Below are 13942 nucleotides of genomic sequence, written 5' to 3'. Positions count from 1 at the left end.
CCAGCACCATGGCCGTGACCGGCAAGGTGATGTGCCACAGGTAGTCCGTGATGCGCGCGCCCCAGCTCAGGGTTTCCCAATTCGACGAGGTCAGCCCGCGCAAGGGAAACCACTGCAGCTGTCCGCCAAAAATCACGAGCAGCGCCACGCCCAGGACAAAGCCGGGAATGGCGTAACCGACCAGCACGATGAGCGTGGTGACAAAATCAAAACGCGAGCCGGCGCGCACCGCCTTGGCCACACCGAGCGGCACGGCGATCAGGTAGCTGATGAAAAAAGTCCACAGCCCCAGGCTGATGGACACCGGCAGCTTCTCCTTGACCAGTTGCCAGACGTCCTTGTGCTGGTAAAAACTTTTCCCGAGGTCAAACCGCGCGAACTGCCCCAGCATCTGGAAAAACCGCTCGTGCACGGGTTTGTCAAAACCGTACAGCGCCCTGATTTCCTCGATGCGCTGCGCGTCCAGGCCCTGCCGGCCGCGGTAGCCGGAGCCGGTGGCCGCCGCACGTTCGCCGCCGGAATCGCGCCCCTGCAACTGCGCCACCATCTGCTCGACCGGACCGCCGGGCACAAACTGCACCATGGCAAAGGTCAGCAGCAGCACCCCCAGCAGGGTGGGAATCATGAGCAGCAGGCGTTTGAGGATGTAGCTGGCCATGGTTATGCGGATGGCAGCGAATACATGAAGTGTTGAGCGTGGGGGGTCATTTGTTGGAGTTTGAAGCCCACCAGGTGCTCATGGCCCAGGTGTCGGCCTGGTAATACGGCGGAATCGTCGTCGGCAACACAAAAGGCGCAGGCCGGTAACCGATGAGAAAGGCGTCGCCATAATACTGCGGCACCGAATAAAAGCCGTGCGTCAGCACGCGGTCCAGCGCGCGCATGGCGGCGCCCAGCTCGGGCCGGGTTCGCGCGGTCACCACCTTCTGCAGCAAGGCATCGACCGCCGGGTCGGCAATGCCCCAGACATTGGACGAGCCGGGCGTCCTGGCCGCTTCGGAGCCGAACCGCTCCAGCAGCTCGCTGCCCGGCGCGGTCGAGCCCGGCAGACGCAAGGTCGTGATCTCGAAGTCAAACGCGTCCATCTTCTGCTTGGACAGGGAGAAATCAACGACCCGGTAAGTCATGGTGATGCCGAGCTTTTCAAGCGCTTTCTGGAAGGGCCCGACGATGCGCACCAGCGACGGCTGGTCGTTGAGGAACTCCATCGTGAAGGCCTCGCCCTTGGCATTGCGCAGCGCGCCATCGCGGTAGCTCCAGCCGGCTTCGCGCAGCAGCGCCTGGGCCTGACGCAGGTTCTGCCGCAGGCTGCCCGGCGGTGTGGTGGCGGGCGCCACCGGCACCGCGCCAAACACCTCAGGCTGAAGTCTGGTGCGCAGCGACTCCAGCAGCGCCAGTTCGTCGGGCTTGGGCAGCCCTTCGGCATGAAATTCGCTGTTCGGGAAATAACCGTTGACGCGTTTGTAGATGCCGTAGAACAGCTGCCGGTTCATCCACTCGAAATCCATGGCCAGCCCGATGGCGCGCCGCACGCGTACGTCCTGGAATTTTTCCTTGCGCAGGTTGAACACATAACCCTGGAAGTCGCCGGGGTTGCGGTTCTCGAAAGCCCGCTTGACGAGTTCGCCCGAGCTGAACTGCTTGCCGGTGTACTGGCGTGCCCAGTTGCGCGAGATGAACTCGCGCATGAAGTCGTATTCACCGGCTTTCAGGCCTTCAAAACGCGAGGTTTCGTCGAGGTAGATCTTGAAGGTGATGCGGTCGAAGTTGAACTGACCCTTGCGACTTGGCAGCTCGGCGCCCCAGTAGGCCGGGTCGCGGACATAGGTGATGTCGCGCCCCATCGCCAGGCTGGCGGGCTTGTAGGGGCCGGAGCCTATCGGCAGGTCGGACACAATTTTGTCGAACGGCTTGCCGCCGCCCCAGGCGCGGCTGAACACCGGCATGCCCCCCACGACCAGCGGCAACTCGGGATTGGGAACTGCGAAATCGAAACGCACCACCCGTTCGGCGAGCACCTTCACCGCTTTGACCTCGGCATAAATGCTGCGGTATTGCGGCGCGGCCAGCTTGCCGGTCAACTGCGTGAACGAATGCAGCACATCGGCGGCCAGGACCGGCGAGCCGTCCTGAAAGCGCGCCCTGGGGTGCAGGCGGAAGGTGGCCGACAGCCGGTCCGGCGACACCTCGACATCGTCGGCCAGCAGGCCATAGGCGGTGGTCGGCTCCTCGGCGTTGCCGGTCAGCAGGCTCTCGATCATCAGCGTGCCGATACCGTAGGGCGCAGTGCCGCGCAGCGTGAAGGGGTTGAACTTGTCGAAGTTGGTGGGGCGGGTCGGCGGCACCATGCGGATCTCGCCGCCCTTGGGCGCGGCGGGATTGACGTAGTCGAAGTGGGTGAAGCCCGGCGGGTACTTGATATCGCCGAACTGCGCATAGGCGTGGGCAGCCCAGGAAGCCGGAGCCAGACAGACCAGAACGGCCGTCACCAAGGCCCGCAAAAACGACAAATCCCGCATGCGACAATTCTGCACTACTTAAGTTGGCAAAGAGCACCATGCACGCAGCGCGCCCTTTGCCCTTTCACTCGCACACACTGGAGCACAAGCATGGGCACACCCACGGGATTTCTCACCGGCAAAAAACTGTTGATCACGGGCGTCCTGTCCAACCGGTCCATCGCTTACGGTATTGCCAAGGCCTGCCATGCCCAGGGCGCCGAACTGGCCTTCAGCTACGTGGGTGAACGTTTCAAGGAGCGCATCACCGAATTTGCCGCCGACTTCGACTCCAAGCTGATTTTTGACTGCGATGTCGGCGACGATGCGCAGATTGCCGCCCTGTTTGCGGACCTGACCAAGACCTGGCCGACCTTTGACGGCTTTGTGCACAGCATCGGCTACGCACCGCGCGAGGCGATTGCCGGGGACTTCCTCGAAGGCCTGACACGCGAGGGCTTCAAGATTGCCCACGATATCAGCGCCTACAGTTTTCCGGCCATGGCCAAGGCTGCCCTGCCCCACCTCAACCCGAAGTCGGCCCTGCTGACGCTGACCTACCTGGGCGCCCAGCGCACCATCCCCAACTACAACACCATGGGCCTGGCCAAGGCCAGCCTGGAAGCCAGCGTGCGTTACCTGGCCGAGTCGCTGGGCCCCAAGGGCATGCGCGTCAACGGCATCAGCGCCGGCCCGATCAAGACACTGGCGGCCAGCGGCATCAAGGACTTCGGCAAGCTGCTGGGCATGGTGGCCGCCGCCTCGCCGCTGCGGCGCAACGTCACCATCGAGGATGTGGGCAATGTGGCCGCCTTCCTGCTGTCCGACCTGGCTTCCGGCGTCACCGCTGAAATCACCTATGTCGATGGCGGCTTCAGCCACACGGCCGGCATCGGCCGCGACGCCGAGGCGAGCTGAACCGGCGCGGGGTTCAGTTCAGGTTTGGAGTCAAATACGGCCTGAGCCCTTGATACACGGGCGCAGACAGCTATACAAAAGTGAGCATCACCGGGCCGCCCCGGCTGCTCAGGCGCGGCGCCAGTACACGTAAGACCACGCGGCTTCAAAGCCCGCGCGCCGGTACAGCGCCTGCGCGGCGGTGTTGCCGGCTTCCACCTGCAAAAAGACACGCGCCATGCCCCGCGCCAGCGCGGCGTCGGCCAGCCCAGCCAACACCCGGCCGGCGAGACCCCGGCCGCGGTGCCCTGCGGTGGTGCGCATGCCATGCACGCTGACCCAGCCATGGCCAAAAGCCGCCACCCCGCCCGCGAGCACCTGGCCGCCTTCACGAACGCTGGCATACACCGAGCCCTGCGCCCGGCTCAGTGATCTGACCCGGCAGGCACCGTCCACCGGATCAAAACCCTCCCCCAGGAAAAGCGCCGTCCAGGCCGCATCCGGCGCATCATGAACCTCGGCCGGTACTTGCCACGACACCTTGCGCATACGCGCCACCGTGCCCAGCTGCACCCACGTGGGTTGATCGGCGCGATAGCCGCGCTGGCGCAGTTCATGGCGCAAGCCATCAAAGCAGGCGTCGGTGGCCAGGCGAAACACCGCCGGCAGACCCCGCGCCGCGTAATACGCCTCAATGCGGCCCAGCACGTCCGGGGCGGCATGCGTATGCTGCAGCGGCACTGCACTTCTGGCGCGGCTGATGGTTCCGTAGTCGACAGGCAACAACCAGCCCTCTCGCTCATCCGCGGTCTCGGGGGCCACGGCGGCCAGGGTGGCCTGTTCTATGGAAGCAACATCAAGGGCGTTCATGAATGAAGTTTGCACGGGTTAAGACTTGCAACACCCCCCTGCCCGCCGGCACAATCGTCAGCCGCGAACCGGGGGAACACGGAATGCGGGGAAAACCACTACTACTTTTTTGATAGCTGACTCCGCTCCTCTTCCGGCGGCTTGCGGCATGAATCATGCAATAAATCGAGCGACATGACGGAATCTCCACCCTCACCCCGCCCCCGAGCGCTCGGCGCTTTCACTCGCATCTGCGCCCTGCCCTGGCTGCTGGCAGGGGCGGCTCTGCTGGCGCCTGCCCTTCCCGCAACGGCGGCCGGCAACAGCCCGTCGCTGATGCTGGCCAATGTCTACCAGCCCGGCATCGCGCTGCAGGACTACTGGGTCAGTGAAAAACTTGACGGGGTGCGTGGCTACTGGGACGGCGAAAAGTTGCTGACACGGGGCGGCGAACGCATCGCCGCCCCGGCCTGGTTCACCGCGGGCTGGCCCAGGCAGCCCCTGGATGGCGAGTTGTGGGCCGGCCGCGGCCAATTCTCCAAGGCGGTCTCCACCGTGCGCCAGCAAACTCCTGACGATGCCGCGTGGCGCGCCCTGCGCTTCATGGTGTTCGACCTGCCCACGCAGGCCGGAACCTTCACCGAGCGGATTCCGGCCCTGAACGGGGTGGTCAGCCGCATCGACCAACCCTGGGTCCAGGCGGTGGCGCAATCCCGGGTGGCCAGCCATGCCGAACTCCAGCGGCTGTTGGCCAAAACCGTCAGACTGGGTGGCGAAGGCCTGATGCTGCACCGCGGCGCCTCGCTCTACAAGGGCGCGCGCAACGACGACCTGCTCAAGGTCAAGACGCATGAGGACGCGGAAGCCCGCGTGCTGGCCCACCTGCCGGGCCAGGGCAAATATGCCGCCGCGCTGGGCGCCCTGCTGGTCGAGACGGTGCGAGAGGACGGCGTGCCGGGCACACGCTTCAAGCTGGGCACCGGCTTCAGCGACGAACAGCGGCGCCACCCGCCACCCGTGGGAAGCGTCGTGACCTACAGATTTCGCGGCTTGAATGACAGCGGTGTTCCGCGCTTTGCCAGCTTCCTGCGGATTCGGGAAGACATGGCACCGGCTCGGCCCTGAACGCCGCTGCCGGGGGCCGACGGGCAGGGCCAGCGCCTTTAGCCTTTACTCTTTCACGCAATCGGCGTAGTAGTGCTTCTTGCCGTTGGCGTCTTCCACTTCGACCAGGCCGTGGATGTCGGTCTCGAAGCCCGGGCACTGTGAATTGAACTCGCGCGAGAACTTCAGATAGTCGACAATCTTCTTGTTGAACACTTCGCCGGGAATCAGGAGCGGAATGCCCGGCGGGTAGGGCGTCACCAGGCCCACCGTGATGCGGCCTTCGAGCTTGTCGATTTCGACGCGTTCGGTCTTGTGCAGCGCGATGTGCGCGTAAGCGTCGCTGGGCTTCATGGCCGGCGTCAGGTCGCTCAGGTACATGTCGGTGGTCAGGCGCGCAATGTCGTATTTGGCGTACAGGTTGTGGATGTGCTGGCACAGGTCGGCCAGGCCCATTTTTTCGTAACGCGGGTACTTCTGGCAGAACTCCGGCAGGATGCGCCACATGGGCTGGTTCTTGGCGTAATCGTCCTTGAACTGCTGCAGCGCGGTCAGCATGCTGTTCCAGCGGCCCTTGGTGATGCCGATGGTGAACATGATGAAAAAGCTGTAGAGGCCGGTCTTCTCCACCACCACGCCGTGTTCGGCCAGGAACTTGGTCACGATGCTGGCCGGAATGCCGGTTTTGGCGAACTTGCCGTTCAGGTCCATGCCGGGGGTGACGATGGTCGACTTGATCGGGTCCAGCATGTTGAAGCCGGTCGCCATCTTGCCGAAGCCGTGCCAGTTGACCCCGGCCTTGGCGTTCTTGGACTCGCCCTTGATGATCCAGTCGTCCGAGCGGCCAATGCCCTCGTCCACCAGTTTTTCTGGGCCCCAGACCTTGAACCACCAGTCGTCGCCATACTCCTCATCGACCTTGCGCATCGCGCGGCGGAAGTCCAGCGCCTCGGCAATGCTTTCCTCGACCAGCGCGGTGCCGCCGGGCGGCTCCATCATGGCTGCGGCCACGTCGCAGCTGGCAATGATGCTGTACTGCGGGCTGGTGCTGGTATGCATCAGGTAGGCCTCGTTGAAGAGGTGCCGGTCGAGCTTGACGGTCTGCGAGTCCTGCACCAGCACGTGGCTGGCCTGGCTGATGCCGGCCAGGAGTTTGTGGATGGACTGTGTCGAATACACCATGGCCTGCTTGGGCCGCGCGCGTTTTTTACCCATCGCATGGTAGCTGCCGTAAAACGGGTGGAAGGCCGCATGCGGCAACCAGGCTTCGTCAAAATGCAGGTTCTCGACATACCCGTCGAGCATGCCCTTGATGGTTTCGGTGTTGTAGAGCACGCCGTCGTAGGTGGACTGGGTGATGGTCAGCACCCGCGGCTTGACCTTCTTGGCGTCCACGCCCTTGAGCAACGGGTTGGCCTTGATCTTGGCCTGGATGGAGGCCTGCTCGAACTCCTCCTTCGGAATCGGGCCGATGATGCCGAAGTGGTTACGCGTCGGCTTCAGGAACACCGGGATCGAGCCGGTCATGATGATCGCGTGCAGGATGGACTTGTGGCAGTTGCGGTCCACCACCACCACATCGCCCGGCGCCACGGTGTGGTGCCAGACCATCTTGTTCGAGGTGGACGTGCCATTGGTCACAAAGAAGCAGTGGTCAGCGTTGAAAATGCGCGCCGCGTTGCGCTCGGAAGCACCGACCGGGCCGTCGTGGTCGAGCAGCTGGCCGAGCTCCTCGACCGCATTGCAGACGTCGGCGCGCAGCATGTTCTCGCCAAAAAACTGGTGGAACATCTGCCCGACCGGGCTCTTCAGGAAAGCCACGCCGCCGGAATGCCCCGGGCAGTGCCAGGAGTAGGAGCCGTCTTCGGCGTAATCGAGCAGCGCCTTGAAAAACGGCGGCTGCACGCCTTCGAGGTAACTCTTGGCCTCGCGAATGATGTGACGCGCCACAAACTCGGGCGTGTCCTCGAACATGTGGATGAAGCCGTGCAGTTCGCGCAGGATGTCGTTGGGGATGTGGCGCGAGGTCTTGGTCTCGCCATAGACGTAAATCGGCACGTCCAGGTTCTTGCGCCGCACTTCCTCGATGAAGTGGCGCAGGTTCACCACCGCTGGGTCCAGATCCGGTCCCGGCGTGAACTCTTCGTCGTCAATCGACAGAATGAAGGCGCTGGCACGGCTTTGCTGCTGCGCAAACTGCGACAGGTCGCCGTAGCTGGTGACACCGAGCACCTCAAAACCCTCGGTTTCAATGGCTTGCGCCAGGGCGCGAATACCCAGCCCGGAGGTGTTTTCGGAGCGGAAGTCTTCGTCAATGATGACGATGGGAAAGCGGAATTTCATCAAAAGGCCTTTGCCTGGAGCTGCCAAAAAAAACGAATCAGGGCCGAAGTGTAAGGATATTTGCGGCCAGTGGCGCCGGCTTGGCCTTTCCCGGTTGGGGTTAAGCTTGCCCCGGGACGTTTGTAGCCCAGAATGTGGCTTTTAGGAAACGAAGGGAACGCGACATGACAACCCTGGCCGATTCGACAATTTGGTGGTTGCTGGCAGGTGCCGCCGTGGCGCTGGAGCTAGTCACAGGCACGTTTTACCTCCTCATGCTGGCCGTCGGCATGACAGCGGCGGCCCTGGCGGCCCATCTGGGCGCTTCCGTCATGCTGCAGATTGTGGTCGCGGCCGTGGTCGGTGGCGGCGCCGTGGTGGCCTGGCACTGGAAACGCAGCAAGAGCCCCAAGCCGCCCCAGGCCAACGCCAACCGCGATGTGCAGATGGACATCGGCGAGACTGTCCATGTGCAGCAGTGGAACGACGATGCCACTGCCAGCGTGAAATACCGCGGTGCGCAGTGGACCGTGGTGCTGGCGGGTCATCAAGTCGCGCCGGAGCCCGGCCTGTTCAAGGTCAGGGAGCTGGACGGAAACCGGCTGGTCGTCGTGAAAATGTGAGACAGTGCATGCTGTCGCGGTGGGCGGCAAACGTCCACCCCCTTTGATCTAACGGAGAACTTCATGGAAATTGCACTCGTCATCCTGGTGATTGCCGTCATTTTTATCGCGCGCAGCATCAAGGTCGTGCCCCAACAAAACTCATGGGTGGTCGAGCGGCTGGGCAAATACCACGCCAGCCTGACCCCGGGCCTCAATTTCCTGATTCCCTTCATTGACCGCGTGGCCTACAAACACTCGCTCAAGGAAATCCCGCTCGATGTCCCCAGCCAGGTCTGTATCACGCGCGACAACACCCAGTTGCAGGTCGACGGCATCCTGTATTTCCAGGTCACCGACCCGATGCGTGCCAGCTACGGTTCATCGAACTACATCGTGGCCGTCACCCAGCTGGCCCAGACATCGCTTCGCAGCGTGATTGGCAAGCTGGAACTCGACAAGACCTTCGAGGAACGCGACATCATCAACGCCCAGGTCGTGGCCGCCATCGACGAGGCCGCACTGAACTGGGGTGTGAAGGTGCTGCGTTACGAGATCAAGGACTTGACGCCCCCGAAGGAAATCCTGCACGCCATGCAGTCGCAGATCACCGCTGAGCGCGAAAAACGCGCGTTGATTGCTGCCTCGGAAGGCCGCCGCCAGGAACAGATCAACATCGCCACCGGTGAGCGGGAGGCGTTCATCGCACGCTCCGAAGGTGAAAAACTCGCCGCCATCAACAACGCGCAGGGTGAAGCGGCCGCGATCACTGCCGTGGCCGACGCCACCGCCCAGGCCATCGAACGAATTGCCGCCTCCATCCGCCAGCCTGGCGGTGAACTGGCCGTGCAGCTCAAGGTGGCCGAAAAGGCCGTGGAAGCCTACTCCCGTGTCGCCGCCGACGCCAAGACCACGTTGATTGTTCCCAGCAACATGACCGAAGTCTCGGCCCTGATCACCTCGGCCATGACCATGGTGGGGTCCACCCGGGCGTGATGACCCCCACGCTTGGCACTACGTGTACTACGCTGCCCCCCGAGGGGGCTGTGCTTGCTTGGGGCGGCCCTGCGCTGCGCACGTCGTCTCACCTAACACCCGTATGACCACCATGAACGTCCTCGGCACGGAACTGGTTCCGTGCTCCTATGACCCGCTCACCGGTTATTTCCGCGACGGCTGCTGCAACACCGATGAATCCGACCTGGGCTCTCACCTCGTCTGCGTCAAGGTGAGCAGCGACTTTCTGGCGTTTTCAGCGGCCAAGGGCAACGACCTGGTGACACCGCGACCTGAGTACCGCTTTGCCGGGCTCAAGCCGGGTGACCGGTGGTGCCTGTGCGCCAACCGCTGGCGCGAAGCACTGGAAGCCGGCTTTGCGCCGCCCGTGGTTCTGGAGTCCACCCACCTCAGGGCGCTGGAGTTCGTGACACGCGCGCAACTGGAAAAACACAGATTTCACGGCGCGCTTCACTGATCTGCGCCATCTTCAGCACCGCGCACTGCTACAATGTGAGGCTTCGCGGAAAGGTGGATGAGCGGTTTAAGTCACACGCCTGGAAAGCGTGCGTGGGGTTATACCCACCGCGGGTTCGAATCCCGCCCTTTCCGCCAAAAGTATAGTTGCCGTGAGTTTTCCACACGGCAGTAAAAGCTCCTGAAAGCCCAGCTTGTCTGGGCTTTTTTGTGTCTGACCCATTTTTGTACTCCCTTGAGTGGGGCGGGCCGCATCGGCGCAGCAACACCCTTCTGGATTCTGGGTCTGAACGCCGGCCCGCATGGCGGGCGAATTCCCGCGCATCGCCTTGAACAAAAAAAAGCCACCTTGCGGTGGCTTTTTTGCTGAGGGGCGGAAAACTTATTCCAGAGCCGTTTTCTTGCCGTCCTTGTAGGTGTACAAGGTGATGGACGGGTTTTTCAGTTCGCCGTTCGGCAGGAACTCGATCGTGGTGGTCACGCCCTTGAAGCTGGTTTTGATCAGCTCGGGGATGTAGACCTTCGGATCGCTGGAGTTGGCACGCTTCATCGCGTCGACAAGAACAAAGGTCGCGTCGTAGGTGTACGGGCTGTAGACCTGGAACTGGTTCGGGTACTTCTCGTCGTAGCGCTTCTTCCACTCGACGCCACCGGGCATCTTGGCCAGCGATGCGCCACCTTCGGCACAAACCACGTTGCTCAGCGTCTTGGCGCCAGCAGCGAGTTTGGCGATCTCGGAGGTGCAGATGCCGTCGCCGCCGAAGTACTTGACCTTGCTCATGCCGAGCTGCTCCATCTGGCGCAGCATCGGGCCGGCCTGGGGATCCATGCCACCGTAGAAAATAGCGTCAGGGCCTTTGGCCTTGATGGCGGTCAGGATGGCCATGAAGTCGGTGGCCTTGTCGGTGGTGAACTGCTCGTCCACCACGGTCATGCCTTTTTCCTTGGCAGTCTTCTTGAAGATGTCGGCAACGCCCTGGCCGTAAGCGGAACGGTCGTCGATGACGGCCACTTTTTTCAGCTTGAGCGTGTCTGCGGCGTAAAACGCCAGACCGGCGCCCAGTGCCAGATCGTTGGCAATGATGCGGTAGGTGGTGTTGTAGCCTGGCTTGGTCAGGTCAGGGTTGGTGGCAGCACCCGTGACGTGAGGGATGCCGCAGTCATGGTAGACCTTGGAAGCCGGAATGGTCGTGCCCGAATTGAGGTGACCGACCACGCCGGCGACTTTGGAGTCGCACAGTTTTTGTGCGGCAGCCGTGCCCTGTTTCGGATCAGCAGCATCATCTTCGGCGACGATTTCGAAGGTGGCCTTCTTGCCGCCGATCATGACGCCCTGTTTGTTCAGATCCTCAATGGCCATGCGGACGCCATTCTCATTGTCCTTGCCGTAATGGGCCTGCGCGCCGGAAGTCGGGGCGACGTGACCGATCTTGACAACGAGCGTATCACCGGCGGGTGCGGGAGCCGCAGCGACCGGAGCAGCAGGTGCAGGTGCAGTGGCGGCCGGCGCAGCTTCTTCTTTTTTGCCGCAGGCAACAACCAACATGGCGGCCAAAGCGACCGCAGTCCATTTCATTTGCATAAATACACTCCAATTAGGAAATTACCGTTAATGGTTGAGAACTGATTTTTTTTACTCAACAGCCACGAACATAACGCAATTTCCGCGCCCACACCATAGCAAGCAGCCCTAGTGTTGCGCCGTGGAGGCAGGGGAAGAAATGAAATTGATCGACTATTAGCGAATCTAATAGAGCTCGGTGAGCGCGCTGCTCCCCCGCGACGGCGCAGGGCTATCCGCCATGGCCAGCGGTCGGCAAAAGTGCAGACCGCACGAGGAAACAAGCCATCCAGGAACGACCGCCACAGGTGTTTTTATCACCGGAAAAGGCCACCCGCATGAACCCGGGACGCCAAGGGGGCAGCCGGTATTCAGGGCTTGTCCAGCAGCTGGCTGGCCAGTTCCTGTTCAAAGGCCAGGTTGACCGACTGCCGCACGACGATCTCGATCTCGTCCCGCAGGCTAGGTGCCAGTGCCTGGGTGTGCTCCAGCACCAGACGGCCGACGGTCTCGCGTAGCAGCCGGTCCAGCGTCAAATCGACACGCTGCATCACGCGATGCACCATCTGCTCCTGAAACTGCTGCATATCCATCCCCCCGGGGACGGGCCGCCCCGCAGGCGCGGTGGCTTGGGGTTGCACCACCACTTCTGTCAGCGTGGGCACAAACCGCGGTGGTGGGCGGTTCATGAGGCCCCCGCGCCTGCCAGGTCGTACCGCTTCATGGCATAACCGCGGTCGGCGTAATGCTTCCAGCGGCCGCGGGCAGCCACGCGGTCCTCGTCGGCCAGCGTGACCAGTTCGATGAATCGCTCGAAACGCTCAAACCCGGCCGGCACCTGGTGACCGAGGTTGACCAGCACTTCATGGTGAGGGCAGGCCTCGAGCGAACCGGCCAGTACCACCGGCGTGGCAGACACCGTGGAGGGGATGCCCGTGAGGTGACAATGCGGCACAAATTCCAGGGGAGAAAAGGTCCACAACAACTGGTCGAGCCGGTCCAGCATGTCCGCCTCGGCCGTCACCACGACGCGCGCCCCGCTGCTCCAGGCCTTGCGCAGCAGCCGGCAGCTGTAGCTCAACTTGTCCGGCACGTTGAAATGGAAAGCAACTTCCGTCATGCGTTTGACTTGGCTCCGGCCTTCGGGGTCCGGGTTCTGGCTGGCGCCCTGGCTGGAAGAACCTGGCTCAGCAGAAAGTCGACCAGCAGGGGCACGGGCCGGCCGGTCGCACCTTTGGCGGCCCCGCTTTTCCATGCCGTACCAGCGATGTCCAGATGCGCCCAGGGAAACTTGCCGGCAAAACGCTGCAGAAATTTGGCCGCGGTGATGGCGCCGCCCGCGCGTCCGGCGACGTTCGCCACGTCCGCGAAATGGGTTTTCAGACCGTCGGCGTATTCGTCATCGAGCGGCATACGCCAGCACAAATCGAGCGAGCTGTCGCCGGCTGCGGCCAGGGCCTGAGCCAGGACGTCGTCACTGGAGAACATCCCGCTGCGCACGCCGCCCAGTGCAATCACGCAGGCGCCGGTCAGGGTGGCAATGTCCACCACGGCGCGCGGCTTCAGGCGTTCCGCATAGGTCAGCGCATCACACAGGACCAAGCGGCCTTCGGCGTCGGTGTTGAGGATCTCGATGGTCTGCCCGCTCATGCTGGTCACCACATCGCCGGGTTTGACGGCGCGACCGTCGGGCATGTTTTCACAGGCCGGAATCAGGCCCACCACATTGAGCGCGGGCTGCAGCTCGGCCAGCGCGCGGAAGGTGCCCATCACGCTGGCGGCACCACCCATGTCATATTTCATCTCGTCCATCTCGGCGGCCGGCTTGATGGATATGCCGCCGGTGTCGAAGGTGATGCCCTTGCCGATCAGCACCACCGGCGCTTCCGCTTTGGCGCCACCGTCATAACGCAGCACGATGAAACGCAGCGGTTCTTCCGAGCCCTGGGCGACGGCCATGAAAGAACCCATGCCGAGTTTGGCGACCTCTTTGGGACCCAGCACCTCCACCTTGATCCCGGGCAGCTTCCCGAGCTCCCTGGCGGCCTGGGCGAGCATGGTCGGCGTGGCGTGGTTGGACGGCCGGTTGGCCCACTCCCTGGCGAGTGCGAGGCCCGTGGCCAGCCCGACGCCCTTGTCGAATCCGGCACGGCTGCCCGCCAGCGAGGAGACAGCCACCAGCACCTGCTTGAGTTTCTGTTCGGCCGGCTTTGATTTGGTGGTGTTGTAAAGATAGGCGGCATCGGCGCACGCCAGCACGGCGGCACGCACAGCCTCCTGCCCGGCCTGCGGCAATGCGCAGAGGCTCAGCAGAACGCGCCGCGCATTGGTGTTTTTCAGGGTGACCATCGCGGCATGCACGGCAGTCCGTACGCTTTTGGCACTGCCGTCGCCGGCCCCCGCCAGCAGCACCCGCGTGGCGGCCACACCTTCGGGGCGGTAGGCGCTGAGCAGCTTGCCGGTCTTGCTTTCAAAGTCACCCGCCTTCAGGGCCAGAGTCACCATTTTCGACACTGCGTCGGTTCCGGCACCCGTCTCGCCGGCCACCAGGACAATCAGGGCATCACATTTTTCGGCGCAAATGCGGGCGGGGGTCAGGGTTTTGAGTTCAAAGTCCATAATCGAGGGTTAGGCGT

Annotated in this window: 12 protein-coding genes, 1 tRNA gene and 1 pseudogene; 6 read left to right on the top strand and 8 right to left on the bottom strand. The window is 63.0% G+C overall.

What is annotated here, in order from left to right:
• Both PSV33_RS09385 and PSV33_RS09380 read right to left on the bottom strand, forming a co-directional pair.
• A pseudogene (locus tag PSV33_RS09385) lies at positions 1 to 658 on the bottom strand (microcin ABC transporter permease); the annotation flags it as partial.
• A gap of 46 nt (positions 659 to 704) precedes the next feature.
• Entirely contained in the window at positions 705 to 2519 is a 1815-nt protein-coding gene (locus PSV33_RS09380; RefSeq protein WP_300560922.1) for an extracellular solute-binding protein, read from the bottom strand.
• Between the two features lie 90 nt (positions 2520 to 2609).
• On the opposite strand from PSV33_RS09380, the gene fabI reads away from it, so the two are divergent.
• A complete protein-coding gene (gene fabI, locus PSV33_RS09375) occupies positions 2610 to 3416 on the top strand; it encodes an enoyl-ACP reductase FabI (protein ID WP_300560920.1) in 807 nt (268 codons plus the stop codon).
• 108 nt (positions 3417 to 3524) lie between these two features.
• On the opposite strand, the gene PSV33_RS09370 is transcribed toward fabI, so the two are convergent.
• Positions 3525 to 4265: a GNAT family N-acetyltransferase gene (locus PSV33_RS09370; protein ID WP_300560918.1), complete on the bottom strand. Its 741-nt coding sequence runs from the start codon at positions 4263 to 4265 to the stop codon at positions 3525 to 3527.
• 174 nt (positions 4266 to 4439) lie between these two features.
• Here PSV33_RS09370 and PSV33_RS09365 point away from each other — a divergent pair, with 174 nt between their 5' ends.
• Positions 4440 to 5369 (top strand): DNA ligase, encoded by a 930-nt coding sequence (locus tag PSV33_RS09365; protein ID WP_300560916.1) that lies wholly within the window; start codon positions 4440 to 4442, stop codon positions 5367 to 5369.
• A 45-nt stretch (positions 5370 to 5414) separates the two neighbouring features.
• Here PSV33_RS09365 and PSV33_RS09360 read toward each other — a convergent pair whose 3' ends face one another.
• Positions 5415 to 7691 (bottom strand): arginine/lysine/ornithine decarboxylase, encoded by a 2277-nt coding sequence (locus PSV33_RS09360; protein ID WP_300560914.1) that lies wholly within the window; start codon positions 7689 to 7691, stop codon positions 5415 to 5417.
• Positions 7692 to 7855: 164 nt separating this feature from the next.
• Between PSV33_RS09360 and PSV33_RS09355 the strand changes: the two genes are divergently transcribed.
• The 4 genes from PSV33_RS09355 (at position 7856) to PSV33_RS09340 (ending at position 9883) form a co-directional block, all read left to right on the top strand.
• Positions 7856 to 8293 (top strand): NfeD family protein, encoded by a 438-nt coding sequence (locus PSV33_RS09355; RefSeq protein WP_366945590.1) that lies wholly within the window; start codon positions 7856 to 7858, stop codon positions 8291 to 8293.
• 63 nt (positions 8294 to 8356) lie between these two features.
• The gene (locus PSV33_RS09350; RefSeq protein ID WP_300560912.1) at positions 8357 to 9268 is read left to right on the top strand and encodes a stomatin-like protein; all 912 of its coding nucleotides are present in this window, start codon (positions 8357 to 8359) and stop codon (positions 9266 to 9268) included.
• Positions 9269 to 9371: 103 nt separating this feature from the next.
• Positions 9372 to 9746: a DUF2237 domain-containing protein gene (locus PSV33_RS09345; protein ID WP_300560910.1), complete on the top strand. Its 375-nt coding sequence runs from the start codon at positions 9372 to 9374 to the stop codon at positions 9744 to 9746.
• Positions 9747 to 9793: 47 nt separating this feature from the next.
• Positions 9794 to 9883: transfer RNA gene (locus tag PSV33_RS09340), tRNA-Ser, on the top strand.
• A gap of 244 nt (positions 9884 to 10127) precedes the next feature.
• Here PSV33_RS09340 and PSV33_RS09335 read toward each other — a convergent pair.
• The 4 genes from PSV33_RS09335 to PSV33_RS09320 form a co-directional block, all read right to left on the bottom strand.
• Entirely contained in the window at positions 10128 to 11327 is a 1200-nt protein-coding gene (locus tag PSV33_RS09335; protein ID WP_300560907.1) for a branched-chain amino acid ABC transporter substrate-binding protein, read from the bottom strand.
• 350 nt (positions 11328 to 11677) lie between these two features.
• Positions 11678 to 11995, bottom strand: coding sequence for a hypothetical protein (locus tag PSV33_RS09330; protein ID WP_300560905.1), 318 nt, complete (start codon positions 11993 to 11995; stop codon positions 11678 to 11680).
• Entirely contained in the window at positions 11992 to 12426 is a 435-nt protein-coding gene (locus PSV33_RS09325) for a DNA polymerase III subunit chi (protein ID WP_300560902.1), read from the bottom strand. The genes PSV33_RS09330 and PSV33_RS09325 overlap by 4 nt, the downstream gene beginning before the upstream one ends.
• The gene (locus PSV33_RS09320) at positions 12423 to 13925 is read right to left on the bottom strand and encodes a leucyl aminopeptidase (RefSeq protein ID WP_300560879.1); all 1503 of its coding nucleotides are present in this window, start codon (positions 13923 to 13925) and stop codon (positions 12423 to 12425) included. Before PSV33_RS09320 ends, PSV33_RS09325 begins: the two co-directional genes overlap by 4 nt.
• Between the last annotated feature and the right edge of the window lie 17 nt (positions 13926 to 13942).

Source organism: Polaromonas sp., assembly GCF_029945895.1.
In the GTDB taxonomy this organism is placed as follows: Bacteria; Pseudomonadota; Gammaproteobacteria; order Burkholderiales; family Burkholderiaceae_C; genus Polaromonas.
The sequence above is the reverse complement of the archived record's forward strand: the minus strand, read 5'-3'. Positions and strand labels throughout refer to the sequence as shown.

Bases quoted from the DNA above. Each gene is read 5' to 3' on its own strand.
- PSV33_RS09350 (WP_300560912.1), top strand. From the start codon at position 8,357: ATGGAAATTGCACTCGTCATCCTGGTGATTGCCGTCATTTTTATCGCG.
- PSV33_RS09320 (WP_300560879.1), bottom strand. From the start codon at position 13,925: ATGGACTTTGAACTCAAAACCCTGACCCCCGCCCGCATTTGCGCCGAA.
- PSV33_RS09380 (WP_300560922.1), bottom strand. From the start codon at position 2,519: ATGCGGGATTTGTCGTTTTTGCGGGCCTTGGTGACGGCCGTTCTGGTC.
- PSV33_RS09325 (WP_300560902.1), bottom strand. From the start codon at position 12,426: ATGACGGAAGTTGCTTTCCATTTCAACGTGCCGGACAAGTTGAGCTAC.
- PSV33_RS09370 (WP_300560918.1), bottom strand. From the start codon at position 4,265: ATGAACGCCCTTGATGTTGCTTCCATAGAACAGGCCACCCTGGCCGCC.
- PSV33_RS09345 (WP_300560910.1), top strand. From the start codon at position 9,372: ATGACCACCATGAACGTCCTCGGCACGGAACTGGTTCCGTGCTCCTAT.
- PSV33_RS09355 (WP_366945590.1), top strand. From the start codon at position 7,856: ATGACAACCCTGGCCGATTCGACAATTTGGTGGTTGCTGGCAGGTGCC.
- PSV33_RS09365 (WP_300560916.1), top strand. From the start codon at position 4,440: ATGACGGAATCTCCACCCTCACCCCGCCCCCGAGCGCTCGGCGCTTTC.
- fabI (WP_300560920.1), top strand. From the start codon at position 2,610: ATGGGCACACCCACGGGATTTCTCACCGGCAAAAAACTGTTGATCACG.
- PSV33_RS09335 (WP_300560907.1), bottom strand. From the start codon at position 11,327: ATGCAAATGAAATGGACTGCGGTCGCTTTGGCCGCCATGTTGGTTGTT.
- PSV33_RS09360 (WP_300560914.1), bottom strand. From the start codon at position 7,691: ATGAAATTCCGCTTTCCCATCGTCATCATTGACGAAGACTTCCGCTCC.
- PSV33_RS09330 (WP_300560905.1), bottom strand. From the start codon at position 11,995: ATGAACCGCCCACCACCGCGGTTTGTGCCCACGCTGACAGAAGTGGTG.